The organism is Leadbetterella sp. DM7, from assembly GCF_040829825.2.
In the GTDB taxonomy this organism is placed as follows: Bacteria; Bacteroidota; Bacteroidia; order Cytophagales; family Spirosomataceae; genus Leadbetterella.
In genome coordinates this window covers 95,141-113,571 of record NZ_JBFOLH020000002.1, presented here as the reverse complement: position 1 = coordinate 113,571, position 18,431 = coordinate 95,141, and the positions used below count along the sequence as shown (strand labels likewise).

Sequence of the window (18,431 nt, the reverse complement as noted above, 5' to 3'; positions counted from 1 at the left end):
TTTCCCAAAATTATTGAGTTAAAATGGAAAATACCCAATCGGAGGTGCAGAAGAGTACCCGGCAAACCAAACCTGTAACACCGCGTGTAAACGAGCTCATCAGCAGTTGTAAGTCGGTTATCCTGGCTACAGTTAATGAAGAAGGCGCCCCCAATGCCAGCTATGCACCGTTTGCCCGTATAGAAAACCGGTTTTATATTCTTGTGTCTTTCATGTCGCGCCATACCCGCAACCTGCGGGATGTGGGGAAAGTATCGGCCATGTTTATCGAAGACGAAGCCAATACCCGCCAGATCTATGCCCGTGACCGTTTGACACTCGATGTGCAGACCCGGGAGATCAAAAGAGGTACACCCGAATGGGAACAAGGAATTGAAAAGCTAAAGGAAAATCACGGTAAAGTACTGGATATCCTGGTGACCCTCGAAGATTTCATTATGATCGAGCTTACGCCGGTCACCGGTTCGTATGTTAACGGCTTCGGTAGCGCTTACTATGTCAATGGACAGCTGGAAATTATGGAGCATAGAAATGATGTAGCCCACCAGACAGCGGAAGCCGCGAATTAAGAAGGAAAAAGACAACAGGGACAGGAACTGCCGGCCGGTAGTTCCTGTTTTTGCTTTAACAGGAAGGAACTTCTTTGGTTCTGTCTTTGGAAGTGGCAGGAATTTTTATTTTATCCTGCAATAAAACATATTGTATATTTGTAATAAAACAGCGAATTATGACAACGATCACAATAAAAATAAATGAGCGAAATAATTATGGGAAAGCTCTTTTGGAACTGATCAGAATCGGAGTCAGTGAAAAGAAGGGTATTGAAGTTGTCGAAGAACCCAATGCTGAAACCTTAAGAGCTATGGAAGATGTTGAGAAGGGCAAAACTTTTAAAGTAAAAAATTCAAAAGAGTTGTTCGAAGAATTAGGCATATGAATTACCAGATTGAATTTACTGGCAAGATTAAGAAGGATATTAAATTAGCACAAAAAAGAGGCCGTAATATTCTTACCGGAAAGCCGGTGCGAGGAGACGCAACTCTGCATCCACCTTTAGCACCTGTGTGGTGATAAACTCTTCTTCATTATTGCTGATCACGAAGTCAGCCAGGGTCAGGAACTCTTCTTCGGTCTTTTGGTTCCGGATAATGTTTTCGATCTGCTCTTCTGAACGCCCGTCGCGCGTTTTTATCCGCTCTATTCGCAAAGACAGCGAGCTGCTGACCACAATGATCCTGTCCAGCCCGGAGCTTCGCGACATAATGGCCGCTTCTTTAAGCACATAGGGGGCATGTTGACGGTGTGCCCATCTTTCAAAATCCCGTCCTACGGCAGGGTGTACCGTTGCATTTAGCTTCAGCAGGAGCTCCGGGTTTCCGAAAACCTTCCCCGCTACGTATGCTCTGTTGTATTTTCCGTCGGTGAAATAGGCTTCGTTACCAAAAAGCGCCCGGATAGATCGCACGATTTCCGTATCTTCTTCCATCAGTACCTTAGCGCGTTCATCGGCTTCGTACACGGGTATTCCCAGTACTGAAAATACCCTGGCTACCGTACTTTTTCCGGTACCTATGCCCCCGGTGATCCCTACTTTGAGCATATTTCGGTATAGGTTTTCTTCTTCTTTACAAAATAGGCCCAGACCACTGAGCCGGCATACAGCTTCTTAAACCCGCCAAAGCTCTTTGAACGTTTCCCGATCAGGTAAGGTAACCACCGGTAAAAGACAAAATGCGCTTTCAGAATGGCCCACAGGTTCCTGACCGAGCCCTGAAGCAGGAAGCGCACCCCTGTAATTCCGTCGAGGGAGAGCCGCACAAACAGCAGGGGGAAAAGGTACTTCCGGGGCAGGTTTTTAAACATCATGGCCAGGTTATTCCTGAAGTTCAGGTAGGTCTTGAACGGGTTTTCGGCCGGAAGCGTGCCCCCGCCCACGTGATACACCACAGAGGCCGGCTGATAAGCCACCGTATATCCCTGGTTGTGCATGCGCCAGCAGAGGTCAATTTCTTCCATGTGGGCAAAAAAGCGGGCGTCAAATCCTTTTAACGAGCGGAAAACCTCTGCCCGTACAAAAAAGCAGGCGCCGGAAGCCCAGAAGATTTCCGAACGGGTATCGTATTGGCCTTTATCCTCTTCCTGCTCATCGAAAATTCGTCCGCGGCAAAACGCATAACCCAGGACATCCATGAATCCGCCTGCCGCGCCGGCATATTCAAAATGTGTTCTGCGGTGGTAATCGAGTATCTTGGGCTGTACGGCGGCTACATCACGCCGGGCCAGCGAAACCTGCAGGAGCGGCAGAATCCATCCGCGCGTTACTTCTACATCCGAATTAAGCAGGATGAAATAATCGTGCGTTAAAGTGGCCAGTCCGCGGTTGTACCCTTCGGCAAAGCCGTAGTTCTTATCCAGCAGCACCAGGGGCACCCCGGGAAACGCCGTTTTCAGATACTCTGCCGAAGCATCGGTAGAGGCGTTGTCTATCACCACCACTTCGGCCTCCGGGCTGTTATCGAGGGTGTTCTGAAGAAATTTTTCCAGGAAATGCTTCCCGTTGAAGTTCAGGATAACTACAGCTATATTTTTCAAGATAGGGTTCAGTGTGTCCTTTTATTTTTTAAACAGGTTATCCAGGTCAAAGCCGGGAATTTTGGGCATAAGGCCATCGGTCACTTTGGCCATTTCGTCCCGGGCCTCTTCTTCTACTTTGCGAAGAGCGTTATTGACGGCGGCCACAATGAGGTCCTGCGTTAAGCGGGCATCTTCAGGTTTGAACAGCTCAGGTTCCACGTCGATGCTCAGAAGCTCTTTCTTCCCGTTAACCATAGCTTTGACCATTCCGCCACCCGCTTCTCCTTCTGCCGTGATCTCACCGAGCTTTTCCTGGGCCTCCTGCATTTTAGCCTGCATCTCCTTTACCTTGCCCATCATATCAAATATAGACATATTTCGCTTATTTAGATTAACTTTGTAAGTAGGAATACGTTTGAATCTTATTCCCGGAAGAATAAAATCTAAACATATGCTTAAGCAATTTTAGTTGCAATTTGTTTAAGAAAAAACAGAAACTCTAGAAAACATATAAAAATATTGACATTTATGATACGTTTAACTGCCCTTTTTCTCCTGTTAAGCCTTTCTGTCTCTGCCCAGGTAATAGAAGAAGAACGTTTAAAAGCCCATGTGGAATATCTCTCGTCAGACCGGCTGGAAGGAAGAGGCACGGGTACTCCCGGGGAAAAGAAAGCGGGCGATTACATCATCAGGAGTTTTAAAAAGGCAGGCCTGAAGCCATATCCCGGCCAAAAGGGTTTCCGCCAGGAATTTATGGCTAAAAAAGGAGCTGCCGGAGAGGTGAAAGCCCACAACATCCTCGGTTATATGGATAACGGAAAACCCTATACCATTATTATCGGGGCGCACTACGACCACCTGGGCAAAGGCGACCAGGGCAGTTCCCTGAAACCCGGCTCTGTGGGTGAGATTCATAACGGGGCAGACGATAACGCCTCCGGGGTGGCCGGAATGCTGGAGCTGGCCCGGTATTACGCCACCAACAAAAAAACGGAGAATTACAATTTTCTCTTTGCCGCGTTTTCCGGTGAGGAGCTGGGGCTTCTGGGCTCTAAATACATGACGGAACATTCGGGAATTGATCCTGCAAAGATCAATCTTATGATCAATATGGACATGATCGGCCGCTACCGGGAAGACAAAGGACTGACCATCGGCGGTATCGGCACCAGTACCGTACTGGAGAAGTGGGGCCCTGAGCTGGGCATGTGCATGGAATTGAAATATACGCTTGATTCTACCGGCGTAGGCCCGAGCGATCATTCTTCGTTCTATCTCAAAGATATCCCCGTGCTTTTCCTGTTCACCGGGGCTCATGAAGACTACCACAAGCCCAGCGATGATGCCGACCTGCTGAATTACAACGGCATGAAACGCGTCACCAATTACGTGATTCAGCTGGTTTCCCACCTCGATGAATTGCCCAAAATCGACTTTAAGAAAACATCCAACCCGCATGCTAACGCTACACGAAGCTCTTTTAAAGTCACCATGGGCGTGATGCCCGATTATTCGTTTTCGGGCAACGGACTGAAAATTGACGGGGTCTCAGAAGGGCGTCCGGCTGAGAAGGCGGGTATCCTGGCCGGCGATATCCTGTTGAAGGTAGGGGAGAAAGAGATCAAAGATGTGTACGGTTACATGGAGGTGCTCAATACCGCCGAAAAAGGGCAGACGGTAACGGTGGAAGTACTGAGAAAAGGGGAGGTGGTGAGGCTGAAGCTCACTTTTTGAGTTTTTGAACCATATGGTTAATCCACCATACTCCATATCTCCTTGATCGGCTCCCCCTTCGAGCTCTTGCCCGAGTGTGTCCACTCCTTACCGCTAACAGAGGCCTCGAATTGCAACTCGGCCCCCACACGTGAATTGTCGCGGGAGAAAAATTCAATAATCTCGGTATACCTTCCGTCTTTCAGGGTGTACCTTCCGCCACCGGTTCCTGAGAATTCACCCGTTTGGGTATTGATGGCCAGCCACTGGAAATGACCGTCGGCCATCATCTTATACGTCCTCCTGGCTCCCGGTGTCATTTTGTTGATCACCCCCTGCGCGTTAGCCCGCCCGGTGATTACCCACAGCCCGGTTAAAGCATTTTGGGCATTGGCATCTACCCGGTTGAAGGTGACGCCGTTAAATTCAAGGGCTTTCTTTTTGGTTTTGTAGTTGAACGATTGCTGCGTTCCTACCTGTGAGGGATCGGCCGAGTTAAATTCTACCCGGATGTGCACGCTGCCGCCTTTTTGCATTTCATACCTCCCGCCCCAGGTTTTCAGAAACTCTTCCGGCTTGTATTCGGTGATCGAAATATAATTGCCGGTAGCCAGGATAAGCGTGGTTTGATCACCTGCCGTATTTTTCCAGCCGCCCGCCAGGGTCTGGCTTGTAGCCTGAAATGTTACCAGGCATAAAAAAGATAGGAGAATAGACTTCATGGTAGTAAGCGTTTTGAGCATTAAATTTGCCAAAAAAAGATAAATGCCGAAAGTACTGTTTATTGACCGCGACGGAACCATCATTGTTGAACCGCCGGTAGATTTCCAGGTAGATTCCCTTGAAAAACTGGAGTTTCTCCCGAAAGCTATTTCAAATTTAAGAAAAATATCGGAAGAAAAAGAATTTGAGCTGGCTATGGTCACCAACCAGGACGGACTGGGTACAGGCTCCTTCCCGGAAAATACCTTCTGGCCGGCCCACCAGAAAATGATGCGTACGCTGGAAAACGAAAATGTACACTTTGATGAGGTGTTTATCGACCGTACTTTTGAGCATGAAAACGCCCCTACCCGGAAACCCCGCACCGGGCTGCTGAGAAAGTATATCGGAAATGAGGACTACGATCTGGCCGGTTCTTTTGTGCTGGGCGACCGCCTTACCGATATGCAGCTGGCCGTAAACCTGGGTGCCAGGGGTATTTTTATCGGGAAGCAGCTGCCAGAAAACGCAACGGAAGAACAAAGGAAAGCTACGGCCCTGGTTACTGACAACTGGGATGAGATCTATGAATTCCTGAAAATGCCTGAACGCATTGCCGAAGTACAACGCACCACCAAAGAGACCGATATCTATATCCGGCTGAACCTGGACGGGCAGGGCCAAAGCGACATTTCTACCGGCCTGGGCTTCTTTGATCACATGCTGGACCAGCTGGCACGCCATTCGGGAGCCGACCTGACCATCCGGGTAAAAGGCGATCTGCATATTGATGAGCACCATACCATTGAAGATACCGCCCTGGCCCTGGGAGAGGCGTACCTGAAGGCCCTGGGCAACAAGAAAGGCATCAGCCGCTACGGGTACCTGCTGCCTATGGACGAGTGCCTGGCGCAGGTGGCCATAGATTTTTCGGGAAGGCCCTGGCTGGTGTGGGAGGCGGAGTTCCGCCGGGAGAAAATAGGAGAAATGCCCACCGAAATGTTTATGCATTTCTTCAAATCGTTTTCCGATACCTCCAAAAGCAACCTGAACATTAAAGTAGAAGGCGATAACGAGCACCATAAGATCGAATCTATCTTCAAAGCCTGGGCCAAAGCCATCAAAATGGCGGTGAAACGTGATCTGAAAGAGCTGGACAGGCTGCCGAGCACGAAAGGAACGCTGTAGGAAGTGAAAAACTAAAAACTAAAAGTTAAAAGTTATGGAAAATTCTTACTTATTATTCCGCAATTTTTAACTTTTAGTTTTTCACTTTCATCTAATCTTCACGTCTCCGTTATTCGCCTTAATAATAACCACTTTCTTCGGGGTGTCGTCTTCGCCGATCACAGCATTGAAATACCGGGTATTGTCGCTGCTTTTATCTTTCTTTACCCGTGCATCTACGCCCTGGCCTACAAAAAATTGTCCGTTGGTGGTCTGCACATCCAGGAAACCGCTGAACGAGGGCAGCTGGATATCGGAGTAATTGGTTTGGATCAGCAGCTTCTTCAGGTCCTGGTTCAGGTTGCCCAGCTTCAGGTCATTGGTGAAAGAGATGTTCAGCTCTATCTCTTCGCCCAGGTTATTTAAGAACGACTTCGAATATTTGAGGAATCCTTTGATGTTTTCCAGGTTGTCGGCCACCAGCACCCCTTTTTCGCAATTGAGATCGACATTTTTTGCGGTGGAGATCCGAACGGTAGAGTTGACCGAATTCAACGTGGCTCCTACCAGCTCCCTGATCTGGGCCGTGCTGAAACGCATGGTTATCTGGCTGTTGGTATTGTTGATTACCGGGGCTTTCAGGTTGCCGTGCTGCACGCTCACCTGTAGCGGCGCATAAAAATCAGGCAGCTCTACATCGCCGAAGCTGTTATTCACCTGCAGGTTGATGTTATCGGGCATATAGATGATGTAATCTACCGTGCAATAGCTGGTTTTGCGGTCGCGGGCCTGTATCAGGGCGGAGTTGCCCATCCAGGTCTGCAGCACCACCACCCCGTTTTTTACGTTATTTTTGATGTCGATATTGTCGAGATACCGGTCAATAAGGGTGTTGTTTACGGCATTGGCCCGTACCGTCACCTCTGCCCGGATGCTTTTTTTCTCCCAATGCACCACTTTCACATTCCCGAACTGGTTGGTCACGTTGACCTGTACGATATTCCGGGCGTCAAAGCTCAGGTTAAACTGTTTGACCTTTTCAATCCAGCCCTGCGTTTCGGCGAAGGCGAATTTTGCGGCAAGCACCAGTACTAAACAAATTACTTTTTTCATCCGTATCTATATTTTGTTGCGCCACAGGCAGCGCCTCTACAGGTAATTCTGCGAACGTTTTTCGGCTATTCTCGTTTGTTGGTTTAAGAGTTCGATCTGCCATTCCAGGTTCTGGATCATGGCCTGGATAAGAGCCTCCCGGTTCGGGTTGTTGGGCAGCTGGGCCTTCAGGTCTTCAAAATCCTGCTGCAGGTCTGAAAGATCTTTCGAGAAGGTATGTTCCAGTTCGGGCTGGTTGCTGACCAGCCGCTCCAGGCGGGCTTTCTTCTGATCCACTTTCTGGGCGTAGGTAACCAGGGCAGCGTTATCGTAAACTTCGGGATCGCCTCCTGCTTTATGGCCTGTTTTCAGACCGGCCAGGTAGCCGGCTCCCAGGAAGGTCAGCAGCACGGCCGCATAGCGGATATAGGCTCGCCAGGGCGTCTTCTTCCGGGGCAGCTGCGCTTGTATTTTCGTCCATGCTCCCGGTGGAACATCTTCTTCAAACGCAGCTTTATGGTGTCGGATATATTCTTCCAGCTTCATTTTCTTGTTTTGTATAGTTCAAGCAGCCTTTGTTTGGCCCGTATAAATTGTGAGCGTGATGTGACCTCCGATATCCCCAGTATTTCGCTGATCTCCTTGTGGTCATAGCCTTCAAAAAGATAGAGGCTCAATACCAGGCGATACCCGGAAGACAACTCATTCAGCAGCGTTTTCAAAATTTGTATCGTATGCTCATTTTCTTCAAAATCGTCGTTATCCTCATCTATAGGTTCAGCCAGAAACATATCCAGGTCTTCAAACTGTAACCGCCGGCTGCGGAGCCGGGCAATGCTCTTGTTCACCACGATCGACTTCAGCCAGGCTCCGAACGTAGAGTCGCCGCGGTAAAAGTCTATTTTCATGAAACCGTCTAAGAATGCCTCCTGCAGTATGTCTTCTGCCTCCTCCCGGTTACCTACAATCCGCAACGAGGTATTGTACATGGCTTTTGCATAAAGCCTGTACAGTTCATACTGAGCTTTTGAACTTCCCTTACGGCACAATTCTACCAGCTTAGTGGTTTCTTCATGAGTCGTAACAAATTGCAATTCTAATTGGGTTTCAGTATAAAGACAGGCATTGCCTGCCCGATGTTGCATTCCCCTTTAAAAAAAGTTAAATAAAGATACGTATTGCCCGGGAATCTTTTAGTTTTGTCATTTACATCATTCTTTTTAAAAAGTGCCGCAATTAATCGATTTAATTGGAAATACACCTTTGGCCAGGATCAGGAACCTGAATCCGAACCCGAATGTAAAGATATATGCCAAGCTGGAAGGGAATAACCCTGGCGGAAGTGTCAAAGACCGGCCGGCGCTGAATATGATCCAAAGCGCCATTGAGCGCGGTGATATCCGGCCGGGTACAAAGCTTATTGAAGCCACCAGCGGCAATACCGGCATTGCCCTGGCCATGCTGGCATCGCTCTACAAATACCCGGTAGAGCTGGTGATGCCGGCCAATTCTACCCGTGAAAGAGTGCTGACCATGGAGGCTTTCGGTGCGCAGGTAACTTTGCTGGAGTCTATAGAGGCCTGCCGCGACTATGCCGACGGGAAAGGCCGGGAAAACGGCTACTACCAGTTTAACCAGTTTGCCAATCCCGATAATTACCTGGCCCATTACAAGACCACCGGCCCGGAAATATGGCAGGATACCAAAGGACAAATCACCCATTTTGTGGCCTCTATGGGTACTACCGGCACTATTATGGGTACTTCCATGTACCTGAAAGAAAAGAACCCCGCTGTACAGGTGGTGGGCTGCCAGCCCGCTGAAGGAGCATCTATTCCTGGCATCCGCCGCTGGCCGGAGGAGTACCTGCCCCGGATCTTCGACCCGTCGCGGGTAGATATCATCCGGGATGTTTCGGAAGAAGAAGCCAAAGCCATGGCCGTGAAGCTGGCCCGGGAAGAGGGTATATTTGCCGGGGTCAGCTCGGGCGGACAGGCCCATGTGGCGCTGCGCCTTGCCGCAGAGCTGGAGTCGGGTGTCATTGTGTTTATTTGTTGCGACAGGGGCGACCGGTACCTCAGCAGCGGACTGTTCGGTGAATAAAATAGCTATGAGTAGTAAGCTATGAGAAACACGGCCAGCTCCGGCCGGGCAGCTCACAGCCAAAAAATAAATAAAGATGAAGATAAAATTTCTGTGTTTTGTGCTTTTTTTCCCGGCAATCCTGCATGCGCAGGAGGTTGACGGCCGGCTGATTGAAGAGAATTTTGCTTTTGCCGAAAAGCAATACCTGTTTATGAAGGAACAGAATCCTGCTCCTGACCGCATGCCCCAGTCGTACGATGCAAAGACCGGGAAATTCGATGCCCGCGATATTACCTGGTGGTGTTCCGGTTTTTACCCCGGGACACTCTGGTACATTTATGAGCAGACCGGCAGTGAGGCTATCCGTAAAGAAGCCGAACGGGCCCTCGCCGTCATTGAACCTAACCAGCATTTCACCGGGAATCATGACCTGGGCTTTATGATGTATTGCAGCTTCGGAAATGCCTACCGGCTCACCGGCAATGAAGCGTACAAGCCCGTTATCCTGAACGCGGCCAGGTCGCTCTCTACCCGTTACCGGCCGCAGATCTATTCCATCCAGTCGTGGAATAAGAACGACTACTTCAACTGCCCGGTGATCATTGATAACCTGATGAACCTGGAAATGCTGATCAGGGCCACGCAGATGGGAGGCGACTCCCGGTTCAGGGAAATTGCGGTGATCCATGCCAATACCACGCTGAAGAATCATTTCCGGCCCGACTACAGCTCGTACCATGTGGTAGATTATAACCTGGAAACCGGCCAGCCCCTGCGGAAAGCCACCTGGCAGGGAGCGGCCAATACCTCGGCCTGGTCACGCGGACAGGCCTGGGCGCTGTACGGCTACACCACGCTGTACGGGCTCACCCGCGATCCGGCGTATCTGAAGCAGGCCCGGGGCATTGCCGGGTTTATCCTGGATCATCCCAACCTGCCCGGAGATAAGATCCCGTACTGGGACTTTGACGCCCCGTTGCAACCCAAAGCCTACCGCGACGCTTCGGCCGGGGCCATTATTGCCTCGGCGCTGCTGGAGCTGGGGCAGTATACTTCAGGTGCTGAAAAAGACCGTTACGTGCGCGATGCCGGCCACATGATACGCTCGCTGGCATCCGATACCTACCGGGCAAAATACGGTGAGAACGGGGGCTTCCTGCTGAAGCACAGCGTGGGTGCATTACCGCTGAACTCTGAAATCGATGTTCCGCTTATCTACGCCGACTATTACTTCCTGGAAGCCCTCAAAAGATACAAAGACTGGTACCTGCGCTGAGCCATATCAGAAAGCCGAATAATAACCGGCCGCCTTGGCCAGCATATCCTTTTTGAGTAGGGCCAGGGCATCGCCCAGGATCTGCTCGTTGCCGGGAAAAGGCAGCGGCTTACCGCCGATTCTTTTCAGGCTGACATCGCTTAAGGCTCTTTTGTCGCCCTTGTACGTGGAAGCATAGTTTTCAAACCTCTGTACGGCGTTCACCTCCTGGTTGTAGAGCTCTTTCCGGCTGTTGCGGTCATAAATAACCAGGTGCCCTTTTACGGCGGCCTCTTTAAACTGGTAAACTTCTATTACGTCGGCGGTTACTTCTTTCTTGCGTGTGATCTTTTCGTTGCTGCGCGATGAAGAGCCGGCACTTTCTTCGATTTCCTTTTTGTCGCGGTACTCGCGGGTGCTCTCTTTCTCGGGTGAGATCACAAAGTCATTCAGCACCAGGGTAACTTCGTAATCGTACTTCTGACGGCGGTCGGCCGACAGGTATACCGTTTGCCAGCTCCTGCTGAGGTTGGTATTGCCCAGGTCACGGAAGGCCCCGGTAGCGGCCTTGCCCAGGCTGATCTTCGGGCTGATTTCGGTCTGGATCAGGATGTGCGTCGTGCCCAGGGTTTTGGCCTCGTCCTGCAACTTGCGGATATGGCTGGTTGAACCGTTAATGTTTTCCATTTCTTTCAGCTCGTTGTAAGCCTCACGGGCCGCCAGCTTGTTGCCCTGGGCTCCTTTTTCCAGGTTCTCCAACGCACAGGCATAGAGAAAATCGGCTGCTTTGTTCCGGTAAAGGGCCAGCTCACCGCTGAAATCTTCCAGCCGTATATCTGCTTTGTACCCGTTTTTGTCGGTAAGCGGCAGCAGCGGGCGGATAGAGGCCTGAACCCTTTCTATCTCTTCATATAGGTTCAGGATGAGAAGGTCGGCATCGTCGGCAGATTTGCGCTGGAGAGTCTCTATCTGCGCCAGCTTTTCCTGGAGATAGTATTTATAGGCGTCTTCCAGGCCCAGCACAAACCGGGGAGCTTTCTTTTTCTTTCCCTTCAGCTTGGAAACAGCCAGGCTGACCGCCTGTTTGTAGCGGCCGTTATCCAGTTCTTTTTTTACGGATGCACAGCTAAAGCAAATCCATAAGGCCAGTACGGCGATTATAGTTTTCATAGAAATAGCATTTATACGGTTTAGACCCCTTCCGGAAGAGAAGGTTAAAGGGGAACCGGGTATTAACAAATCGTTTTCAAAAGGCTTCGGGCCGGCGTCTCCATTTTTTCAGGAGGTCCAGGTCACCGGGGCTCACGTAGGCCTGCTTTACGGCTTCGTCGATCAGGTAGGTATAATTGCTCAGCGTAACCAGCTTCAGCTGCTTATCGGCGAAGTTCTTTTCTGCTGTTTTGAAGCCGTAGGTGAAAATGGCGATCATGCCCAGCACTTCTATTCCCTGCGCCTGCAAGGCTTCTGCGGCCTTGATCGAGCTGCCGCCCGTAGAAACCAGGTCTTCCAGCACTACCACCTTGCTGCCGGGTTCCAGGCGTCCTTCTATCTGGTTGCCCATGCCGTGCTCTTTGGGCTTGGGGCGTACGTACGAAAACGGCAATTGCAGGTAATCGGCTACCAGGGCCCCCTGGGCTATACCGGCCGTTGCTACCCCGGCAATAGCGGTGGCTCCGGGAAATTCTTTTCTGATGGCTTTGGCCAGCGCTTTCTTGATGAATGTGCGGGCCTCCACGTCGGAAAGCGTGATGCGGTTATCGCAATAAATGGGTGAATTCCAGCCGGAGCTCCATTTGAACGGGTTTTGCGGACTAAGTTTGACCGCCTGGGTTTTCAGGAGGATAGAGGCTATCTTTCGTGCAGTATTCATTCGCCAGGATTTGTTTTGCTTACCAGAATTTTATCTACCCGGTTTTTGTCCATATCCATAATTTCAAAGACAAAATCTTCCCAGTAAAACTTTTCACCGGTGGTAGGAATTTCTTTAAGGATGTGCAGGGCAAACCCGCCCATGGTATCAAAACCGGTGTATTCTTTGCGGTTGGGCAGGTCAATATCAAATTCAGAGAGGAAATCGTCAAAAGGCAGGGCGGCATCAATGAGGAAGCTGCCGTCTTCCCGCTCCACGATCTCGTATTCAAACTCGTTGGTTTCGGAGATATCCCCCACCAGGGCATCCAGGATGTCGTTCATGGTCACAATCCCCACCACAGAGCCGTACTCGTCTACGATCACCCCGAAGTGGATGCGCTCTTCCTGGAACTTCTCCAGCACCTGGTAGGCATGGTTGTTCTCGGCAATATAAAGGGCCGGCCGGAGAATGGGTTCCAGGTTTTCCAGCTCTTCATCCAGCGACTTGCCCAGCAGGTCTTTGATGTAGAGCAGTCCTTTGATATCGTTAATGCCGTCTTTGCAGACCGGGTAAATGGAGTGCTTCTTCTCAATGATCTTTTCCCGGTTTTCGTACAGGCTGTCGTCAATGTCGAGGTAGCTGATATCGTTAACGCTGGTCATCAGGGAAGTGATCTTCCGGTCGCCCAGCTGGAACACGTTCTGTACGATCTCGTGCTCTATCTCTTCGATAGTACCGTCAGAAGCACCTTCCTGGATAATGTTCTTGATTTCCTCTTCTGTAACCGAATTGTCGTTTTCTTTGAGCCCTATTATTTTAAATATCAGGTCGGAAGATTTGCTCAGCAGCCAGATAAAAGGCGAAGCGATCTTCGAAAGAATATTCATGGGCCGCACCACGATGATGGCGATATCTTCAGGAATGGCCATGCCTATCCGCTTGGGAACCAGCTCACCGAAGATCAGCGTAAGAAAGGTAACGATCACCGTAATCAGGGCCACAGCAACGTTATCGGCATAGGGAACAGGAAGGCCCATGCCTTCGAGGTAAGGAATCAGGTAGCCTTTGAATGTATTGCCGGAGTAAATACCGGTAAGAATGCCGATAACAGTAATTCCAATTTGTACAGTGGATAAGAAACGGGCAGGAGAATTAGCCAGTTCAAGCGCCTCGGCGGCACTCTTTTTTCCATTTTTAGCGGCTATTTCCAGTTTGGCTTTCCGGGACGAAACCAGTGCGATCTCGGACATCGAAAACATTCCATTCAGAAGAATCAGGAACAGAATTATAAATATTTCCATTTAGAAAAAGATAAGTATCTACTTACCTAACTTGTTTTATCTGCAAAGTAACAAAAAAAATATTTCATTTAAGGTTCGGCCAAACAAAATTAATCGGCGCTTACCTTTTACCTTTGCATTTTTATCCGAAGCATGATCATCTTTGTCAGTAACATTCCCGTTCATATTCTTGAAACGCCGGAGGCTGCGCTGTACTCGCAAACCATTAATCTTGAAAAAGACATTGTTAAGTTCAGCGAGATAACCGGCAACCCGCTTATCCGGAATGCCTCGCACCGGAGCATCCTGAATTTTATGGAGTTCCTCCAGGTTAACAGCAGCTCAACGCTGGCGGGGGTAACCTTTCTGGTAAAAAACCTGCGCCGCTTCAGGAAGTTCCTGAAAAAAGAGCTGCAGTTTGTGAAAGCAGCGGGTGGGGTAGTAGAGAACCATACGGGTAAGGTGCTGATGATGAAGCGGCTGGGGTTCTGGGATCTTCCCAAGGGAAAGGCTGAAAAAGGGGAAAAATCAGAAATTACGGCTATTCGTGAGGTAGAAGAAGAATGCGGCGTCACCGTATTCGCCGACCGCAGGCTGGTTAGTACCTGGCATACGTATTTTCAGAAAGGCAAGCTGGTGATCAAACGTACCCGGTGGTACAGCATGAAGCTGATCTCTGATGCCAAAATGGCGCCGCAGGTGGAAGAAGGTATTGAAGAGCTGGCCTGGATGGGCCCTGAAGAACTGGCGGAGGCCGTAAAGCAATCGTATCGCTCCATCATTTACGTGCTTGACCGTTACCGTGAAAGAGGGGTAACCGAAAAAAGTGATCCGGCCGGGTGACTTTTCCCGGTTAAGCGCGTCATAAAATAATACCCTGTTTTTTTGAGGGGAATTTATATTAGCAGCCCTTCTCTCGTTAGCTAACATACGCGACTTACGTATCCGCCTGCTTCCCTTTACCCGGAATATAAAATTACTTAAAGGAGTTTTTGACTCCTTTTTTTGTATTTTTGACTTTTAACCCGGATAAAATAGTGAAGATTAAAGTACTGGTAGCAGGCTGCGGCAATATGGGGATCTCCCATGCGCTGGCATATCATTCGATGAATGAATTTCAGATCTGTGGATTGGTTTCCAAAGGAGACAGCAAGGAAAAGCTGAATGAAAAGCTGGGCGGAGGGTATCCGCTCTACGGTGATTTCTACGAGGCCCTGCGTGACTCCCGCCCGGATGCCGTCTGTATTTCCACCTACCCCGATACCCATGAAGAATATGCCCTGGCGGCCCTGGAGGCCGGTTGTCATGTATTCCTTGAAAAACCCATTGCCGATACTGTTGAAGGTGCCGAACGCGTGGCCGCTGCGGCGCGCCGGCTGAACCGGAAGCTGGTGGTGGGGTATATCCTGCGGGTACACCCGTCGTGGATCAAATTTATTGAGGTAGCCCAGAGCCTGGGCAAGCCGCTGGTGATGCGGATGAACCTGAACCAGCAGTCGCACGGCTATATGTGGGATGTGCACCGCAACCTCATGAAAAGCCTGAGCCCTATTGTAGACTGTGGCGTGCATTACATTGACGTGATGTGCCAGATGACCCGCTCAAGGCCGGTTTGGGTGAGCGCCATCGGGGCCAGGTTAACTGACGATATCCCCGAATCCAATTACAATTACGGCCAGCTGCAGATACGCTTTGAAGACGGCTCAGTGGGCTGGTACGAGGCCGGCTGGGGCCCGATGATGAGTGAAACGGCCTATTTTGTGAAAGACGTGATCGGGCCGAAAGGCTGCGTTTCCATTGCCGGTAAAAATGCGGCTTCGGAAGGCAATTCGGATAATGTGGATGCCCACAGCAAAGCCGAATCCTTGAAAGTGCACAATGCAGCCATCAATGCGCAGAACGAATTTACCGAAGAAGACCGCTGGATAGACCTGAGCGATGAGCCGGACCATAACGAGCTTTGCCGGCGTGAACAGCAGTATTTTCTGCGGGCCATTGCTGAAGACCTGGATCTGAACGATCACCTCGATGACGCCGTATACAGCCTGAAAGTGGCTTTTGCCTGTGATGAGTCGGTGAAGACAGGAGACGTGGTGCGGCTCTGACAGCATACCATAAACGCGGATTTTTATGATTTTTACTCATAAAAATCCGCGTTACCTACATTAATCTTTATTTTTAACCCGGGTGTAAACTGCGCCCACGCCCAGAAGAACCAGCGCTACAGACGCAATCAGATCCAGCATTTTTCCTTTTTCTACCGCTGCCGGCTTAAATTCAAATACGATCTCGTGCTTACCGGCCGGTATTTCCATTCCTCTTAATACGTAATTGACCTTGTGGTGCGGGGTTTCTTTCCCGTCAATATAGCTTTTCCAGTCCTGGTTTCCCCGGTAATACATTTCAGAGAATACGGCAAACTGCGGGCTTTTTGTATCGGAGCTATACACCAGCTTATTGGGCGCATAGCTGGTAAGCCGGATAAGTTCGGTAGAATCAGGCGAGTAAGTTTTTGCAGTCAGCCCCTGGTTCTGCTGGGTCACGGCAGTGGTGGCTGCATGAAAATCAGCCAGCGCAGCCAGCTCCTCATCAGCAGCAGGCACTACTTTGAGGGTATCGATAAACCAGGCATTGCCCAATGCACCGGGGTTTCGCTGTGCCACCGGGCCGTTGGCTCCGTTGGTGATCAGGTATTTGGTATTCAGCATATCCAGTACCTGCATATTCAGCTGGTTGTCTTTGGTGATCAGCTGGTTATCGTACAGCTCCTGGGTTTTCTTCAGCTTGGCGCCGTGGTATCCGCCCAGCGACTTATGGAAATACGAGTCGCGGGCATCCTGGGTGAAAGAAGTAGTCACATTGATGACTTTGAAGTTCGGGTCGGTATCTTTGAGGATCTCCAGGTCAGCTGCGGTAGGGGTAAACTCGTTGGCTTGCCCCTTTTTGGCTGTGAAATCGTCGTTATTGAAATACCGCTTGTCCACACCGATCAGGTCATAGGCCAGTAGCAGGAAGATCACGTATGTAAACACCCTTTGGTTCAGCTTGTTATTGAAATAGGCCCAGATGCCGGTCAGCAGCAGTGCCGAGAGAATGAGCCCGCGCATCACATCGCTCCAGGCCATTCCCTGCCGGTCTGCCTGCAGCGAATACAGCAGCTTGCTGGCAAAGGCGTCTCCGGTAGACTGGGCAATGCCGGCTTTAAATTCTACGTCACGCGGGCCGGTGAAATCAACCGAGAAATAACCGATCAGCATAAGCGCTGCCAGTATGCCGGCGCTGTAATAGAGGGGTTTCCGGAGCGTGGGCCAGGTGAACCGGTCAGAGAACAGGGCAGATAGGGCATTGGCTGCACCCCATACCAGCAGGAAGTGCACGATCACCAGGGTCATGGTCACAGCCCTGAACTTGTTGTAGCCGGGTAATGCGTCAAAAATAAAGTTATTAAAGGCCGGGAAGTTGCTTCCCCACGACAAGGCAATGAAGAAAAGAGTGAGCCCCAGGTTGATCCATTTCCATCTGCCCCGGTTAATAAACAGGCCCAGGATGAACAGGAAGACCACCAGCACCCCTGAATAGGCGGGCCCGCTGGTGATAGACTGGTTTCCGAAATAAAGCGGCAGCTGCTGTATAAACTGCCCGGCCATATTCGGGTCTATCCCGTTAGAAACCATTGTTTTGTAGGTTTCCGATTTGTCGGAGAGGGCACCCACTGAACCTCCGCCCATAAGGTTAGGCACAATGAGGGTAAACGTTTCGTCAAGTCCGTAGCTCCAGCCGAAAGCATAATCGCGGGTCAGCCCCGAGTTCCCCACTGAGCTCTGCTTCAGCTCAGAGACACCGCGGGTTGATTCTTTGGAGTATACAAAGTTATTCCAGAGCCGCATGCTGTGCATGCCCACACCAATTACCACGGCTACGGCCAGGCAGCCGGTTACTTTGGCCAGGGTGCGGGTTTCTCCCGCCCGTATCATCTTAACGCCCTCGTATAGGAAATAGGCGAGGAGAATGAATATAAAGTAATAGGTTATCTGCAGGTGGTTGGCGTAAATCTCCAGCGAAAGAAACAAAGCCGTGAGGAAAGTTCCCAGCAGGTATTTTCGTTGAAAAATAAGGGAAAAACCACCCAGGATAGCAGGGGCATAGGCCAGAGCCAGTATTTTGGAGAGGTGTCCGGCCTCGGTATACAGCAGGTTATAGGTACCGAACGCATACGCAACAGCGGCAATAATGGCAACCCACAGGCTTTTGCGCAGGCTGATCATAAAGATAAAGAACCCGGTCATCAGCAGGAAGATCACATTCACGGGAGACGGGATAGCGGCATAAATGAAGCTTCCCAGCCGGCTGGTTAAGCTGTAAGGGTAGCTTCCCCAGATCATATTGGCAGGCATACCTCCGAAAACGGCGTTGGTCCACCAGGTATATTCACCGGTTTTTTTGTGATATTCCATGGCTTCGCGGGCATTCCCGGTGCTCATCACGTCGTCATGCATGGCTACGGCTTTACCGCTCAGTATAGGACTGAAGTACAGGAAAGTGATCACCAGGAAAAATAAAACGGCCAGCAGGTAGGGGAGGTATTTCTTAAACCCTGAAGTATTGTTCATAGTCTGTCTTAATTATAAGCCGGATACACCGGTTTAGTAAAATTATGCCAAATATAAGGTACGGGCGATAATAATTTAGCACTTCAGGTACCGGGTAG

The 18,431-nt window shown here is 50.1% G+C and carries 19 protein-coding genes; 8 read left to right on the top strand and 11 right to left on the bottom strand.

Annotated features, from left to right (window positions below):
- Positions 1 to 23: 23 nt before the first annotated feature.
- Both AB2U10_RS02360 and AB2U10_RS02355 read left to right on the top strand, forming a co-directional pair.
- Positions 24 to 569, top strand: coding sequence for a HugZ family pyridoxamine 5'-phosphate oxidase (locus AB2U10_RS02360; RefSeq protein ID WP_367915559.1), 546 nt, complete (start codon positions 24 to 26; stop codon positions 567 to 569).
- A 158-nt stretch (positions 570 to 727) separates the two neighbouring features.
- Positions 728 to 937 (top strand): hypothetical protein, encoded by a 210-nt coding sequence (locus AB2U10_RS02355; RefSeq protein WP_367915560.1) that lies wholly within the window; start codon positions 728 to 730, stop codon positions 935 to 937.
- 72 nt (positions 938 to 1,009) lie between these two features.
- On the opposite strand, the gene coaE is transcribed toward AB2U10_RS02355, so the two are convergent.
- The 3 genes from coaE to AB2U10_RS02340 are packed head-to-tail and all read right to left on the bottom strand — an operon-like array spanning position 1,010 to position 2,949.
- Positions 1,010 to 1,600, bottom strand: a complete 591-nt coding sequence (coaE, locus tag AB2U10_RS02350; RefSeq protein ID WP_367915561.1) for a dephospho-CoA kinase — start codon at positions 1,598 to 1,600, stop codon at positions 1,010 to 1,012.
- Positions 1,588 to 2,592 carry a glycosyltransferase family 2 protein gene (locus tag AB2U10_RS02345; protein WP_367915562.1) on the bottom strand — a complete coding sequence of 335 codons (1,005 nt, stop codon included), beginning with the start codon at positions 2,590 to 2,592 and terminating at the stop codon, positions 1,588 to 1,590. The genes coaE and AB2U10_RS02345 overlap by 13 nt, the downstream gene beginning before the upstream one ends.
- A 21-nt stretch (positions 2,593 to 2,613) precedes the next feature.
- Positions 2,614 to 2,949, bottom strand: a complete 336-nt coding sequence (locus tag AB2U10_RS02340) for a YbaB/EbfC family nucleoid-associated protein (RefSeq protein WP_367915563.1) — start codon at positions 2,947 to 2,949, stop codon at positions 2,614 to 2,616.
- A 153-nt stretch (positions 2,950 to 3,102) separates the two neighbouring features.
- On the opposite strand from AB2U10_RS02340, the gene AB2U10_RS02335 reads away from it, so the two are divergent.
- Complete coding sequence (locus AB2U10_RS02335; RefSeq protein ID WP_367915564.1) at positions 3,103 to 4,311, top strand: M20/M25/M40 family metallo-hydrolase; 1,209 nt, start codon at positions 3,103 to 3,105, stop codon at positions 4,309 to 4,311.
- Positions 4,312 to 4,328: 17 nt separating this feature from the next.
- Here the strand turns inward: AB2U10_RS02335 and AB2U10_RS02330 are convergent, their stop codons facing one another.
- Positions 4,329 to 5,033 carry a DUF4488 domain-containing protein gene (locus AB2U10_RS02330; RefSeq protein WP_367915565.1) on the bottom strand — a complete coding sequence of 235 codons (705 nt, stop codon included), beginning with the start codon at positions 5,031 to 5,033 and terminating at the stop codon, positions 4,329 to 4,331.
- A gap of 22 nt (positions 5,034 to 5,055) precedes the next feature.
- Between AB2U10_RS02330 and hisB the strand changes: the two genes are divergently transcribed.
- Positions 5,056 to 6,180 carry a bifunctional histidinol-phosphatase/imidazoleglycerol-phosphate dehydratase HisB gene (gene hisB, locus AB2U10_RS02325; RefSeq protein ID WP_367915566.1) on the top strand — a complete coding sequence of 375 codons (1,125 nt, stop codon included), beginning with the start codon at positions 5,056 to 5,058 and terminating at the stop codon, positions 6,178 to 6,180.
- 87 nt (positions 6,181 to 6,267) lie between these two features.
- On the opposite strand, the gene AB2U10_RS02320 is transcribed toward hisB, so the two are convergent.
- Genes AB2U10_RS02320 through AB2U10_RS02310 form a run of 3 tightly spaced genes read right to left on the bottom strand, consistent with a single transcriptional unit; the run spans position 6,268 to position 8,345 of the window.
- Positions 6,268 to 7,272, bottom strand: a complete 1,005-nt coding sequence (locus AB2U10_RS02320; RefSeq protein ID WP_367915567.1) for a hypothetical protein — start codon at positions 7,270 to 7,272, stop codon at positions 6,268 to 6,270.
- Positions 7,273 to 7,308: 36 nt separating this feature from the next.
- Complete coding sequence (locus AB2U10_RS02315; RefSeq protein WP_367915568.1) at positions 7,309 to 7,797, bottom strand: hypothetical protein; 489 nt, start codon at positions 7,795 to 7,797, stop codon at positions 7,309 to 7,311.
- A complete protein-coding gene (locus AB2U10_RS02310; protein ID WP_367915569.1) occupies positions 7,794 to 8,345 on the bottom strand; it encodes an RNA polymerase sigma factor in 552 nt (183 codons plus the stop codon). Before AB2U10_RS02310 ends, AB2U10_RS02315 begins: the two co-directional genes overlap by 4 nt.
- Positions 8,346 to 8,478: 133 nt before the next feature.
- On the opposite strand from AB2U10_RS02310, the gene cysM reads away from it, so the two are divergent.
- Both cysM and AB2U10_RS02300 read left to right on the top strand, forming a co-directional pair.
- Positions 8,479 to 9,354 (top strand): cysteine synthase CysM, encoded by an 876-nt coding sequence (gene cysM / locus AB2U10_RS02305; protein WP_367915570.1) that lies wholly within the window; start codon positions 8,479 to 8,481, stop codon positions 9,352 to 9,354.
- Positions 9,355 to 9,430: 76 nt separating this feature from the next.
- Positions 9,431 to 10,612 (top strand): glycoside hydrolase family 88 protein, encoded by a 1,182-nt coding sequence (locus AB2U10_RS02300; protein WP_367915571.1) that lies wholly within the window; start codon positions 9,431 to 9,433, stop codon positions 10,610 to 10,612.
- Positions 10,613 to 10,618: 6 nt separating this feature from the next.
- Here the strand turns inward: AB2U10_RS02300 and AB2U10_RS02295 are convergent, their stop codons facing one another.
- From AB2U10_RS02295 to AB2U10_RS02285, 3 genes are all read right to left on the bottom strand, one after another.
- Entirely contained in the window at positions 10,619 to 11,761 is a 1,143-nt protein-coding gene (locus tag AB2U10_RS02295; protein WP_367915572.1) for a hypothetical protein, read from the bottom strand.
- 76 nt (positions 11,762 to 11,837) lie between these two features.
- Positions 11,838 to 12,461, bottom strand: a complete 624-nt coding sequence (gene pyrE / locus AB2U10_RS02290; protein ID WP_367915573.1) for an orotate phosphoribosyltransferase — start codon at positions 12,459 to 12,461, stop codon at positions 11,838 to 11,840.
- The gene (locus tag AB2U10_RS02285; RefSeq protein ID WP_367915574.1) at positions 12,458 to 13,744 is read right to left on the bottom strand and encodes a hemolysin family protein; all 1,287 of its coding nucleotides are present in this window, start codon (positions 13,742 to 13,744) and stop codon (positions 12,458 to 12,460) included. Before AB2U10_RS02285 ends, pyrE begins: the two co-directional genes overlap by 4 nt.
- 132 nt (positions 13,745 to 13,876) lie before the next feature.
- Here AB2U10_RS02285 and AB2U10_RS02280 point away from each other — a divergent pair, with 132 nt between their 5' ends.
- Positions 13,877 to 14,566, top strand: coding sequence for an NUDIX hydrolase (locus tag AB2U10_RS02280; RefSeq protein WP_367915575.1), 690 nt, complete (start codon positions 13,877 to 13,879; stop codon positions 14,564 to 14,566).
- A 194-nt stretch (positions 14,567 to 14,760) separates the two neighbouring features.
- Positions 14,761 to 15,828: a Gfo/Idh/MocA family protein gene (locus tag AB2U10_RS02275; RefSeq protein WP_367915576.1), complete on the top strand. Its 1,068-nt coding sequence runs from the start codon at positions 14,761 to 14,763 to the stop codon at positions 15,826 to 15,828.
- Positions 15,829 to 15,888: 60 nt separating this feature from the next.
- On the opposite strand, the gene AB2U10_RS02270 is transcribed toward AB2U10_RS02275, so the two are convergent.
- A complete protein-coding gene (locus AB2U10_RS02270; RefSeq protein WP_367915577.1) occupies positions 15,889 to 18,333 on the bottom strand; it encodes a glycosyltransferase family protein in 2,445 nt (814 codons plus the stop codon).
- Between the last annotated feature and the right edge of the window lie 98 nt (positions 18,334 to 18,431).

Excerpts from the sequence above, each read along its gene's own strand:
- AB2U10_RS02360 (WP_367915559.1), top strand. The coding sequence starts at position 24 with ATGGAAAATACCCAATCGGAGGTGCAGAAGAGTACCCGGCAAACCAAA.
- AB2U10_RS02355 (WP_367915560.1), top strand. The coding sequence starts at position 728 with ATGACAACGATCACAATAAAAATAAATGAGCGAAATAATTATGGGAAA.
- coaE (WP_367915561.1), bottom strand. The coding sequence starts at position 1,600 with ATGCTCAAAGTAGGGATCACCGGGGGCATAGGTACCGGAAAAAGTACG.
- AB2U10_RS02340 (WP_367915563.1), bottom strand. The coding sequence starts at position 2,949 with ATGTCTATATTTGATATGATGGGCAAGGTAAAGGAGATGCAGGCTAAA.
- AB2U10_RS02335 (WP_367915564.1), top strand. The coding sequence starts at position 3,103 with ATGATACGTTTAACTGCCCTTTTTCTCCTGTTAAGCCTTTCTGTCTCT.
- AB2U10_RS02330 (WP_367915565.1), bottom strand. The coding sequence starts at position 5,033 with ATGCTCAAAACGCTTACTACCATGAAGTCTATTCTCCTATCTTTTTTA.
- hisB (WP_367915566.1), top strand. The coding sequence starts at position 5,056 with ATGCCGAAAGTACTGTTTATTGACCGCGACGGAACCATCATTGTTGAA.
- AB2U10_RS02320 (WP_367915567.1), bottom strand. The coding sequence starts at position 7,272 with ATGAAAAAAGTAATTTGTTTAGTACTGGTGCTTGCCGCAAAATTCGCC.
- AB2U10_RS02315 (WP_367915568.1), bottom strand. The coding sequence starts at position 7,797 with ATGAAGCTGGAAGAATATATCCGACACCATAAAGCTGCGTTTGAAGAA.
- AB2U10_RS02300 (WP_367915571.1), top strand. The coding sequence starts at position 9,431 with ATGAAGATAAAATTTCTGTGTTTTGTGCTTTTTTTCCCGGCAATCCTG.
- AB2U10_RS02295 (WP_367915572.1), bottom strand. The coding sequence starts at position 11,761 with ATGAAAACTATAATCGCCGTACTGGCCTTATGGATTTGCTTTAGCTGT.
- pyrE (WP_367915573.1), bottom strand. The coding sequence starts at position 12,461 with ATGAATACTGCACGAAAGATAGCCTCTATCCTCCTGAAAACCCAGGCG.
- AB2U10_RS02285 (WP_367915574.1), bottom strand. The coding sequence starts at position 13,744 with ATGGAAATATTTATAATTCTGTTCCTGATTCTTCTGAATGGAATGTTT.
- AB2U10_RS02280 (WP_367915575.1), top strand. The coding sequence starts at position 13,877 with ATGATCATCTTTGTCAGTAACATTCCCGTTCATATTCTTGAAACGCCG.
- AB2U10_RS02270 (WP_367915577.1), bottom strand. The coding sequence starts at position 18,333 with ATGAACAATACTTCAGGGTTTAAGAAATACCTCCCCTACCTGCTGGCC.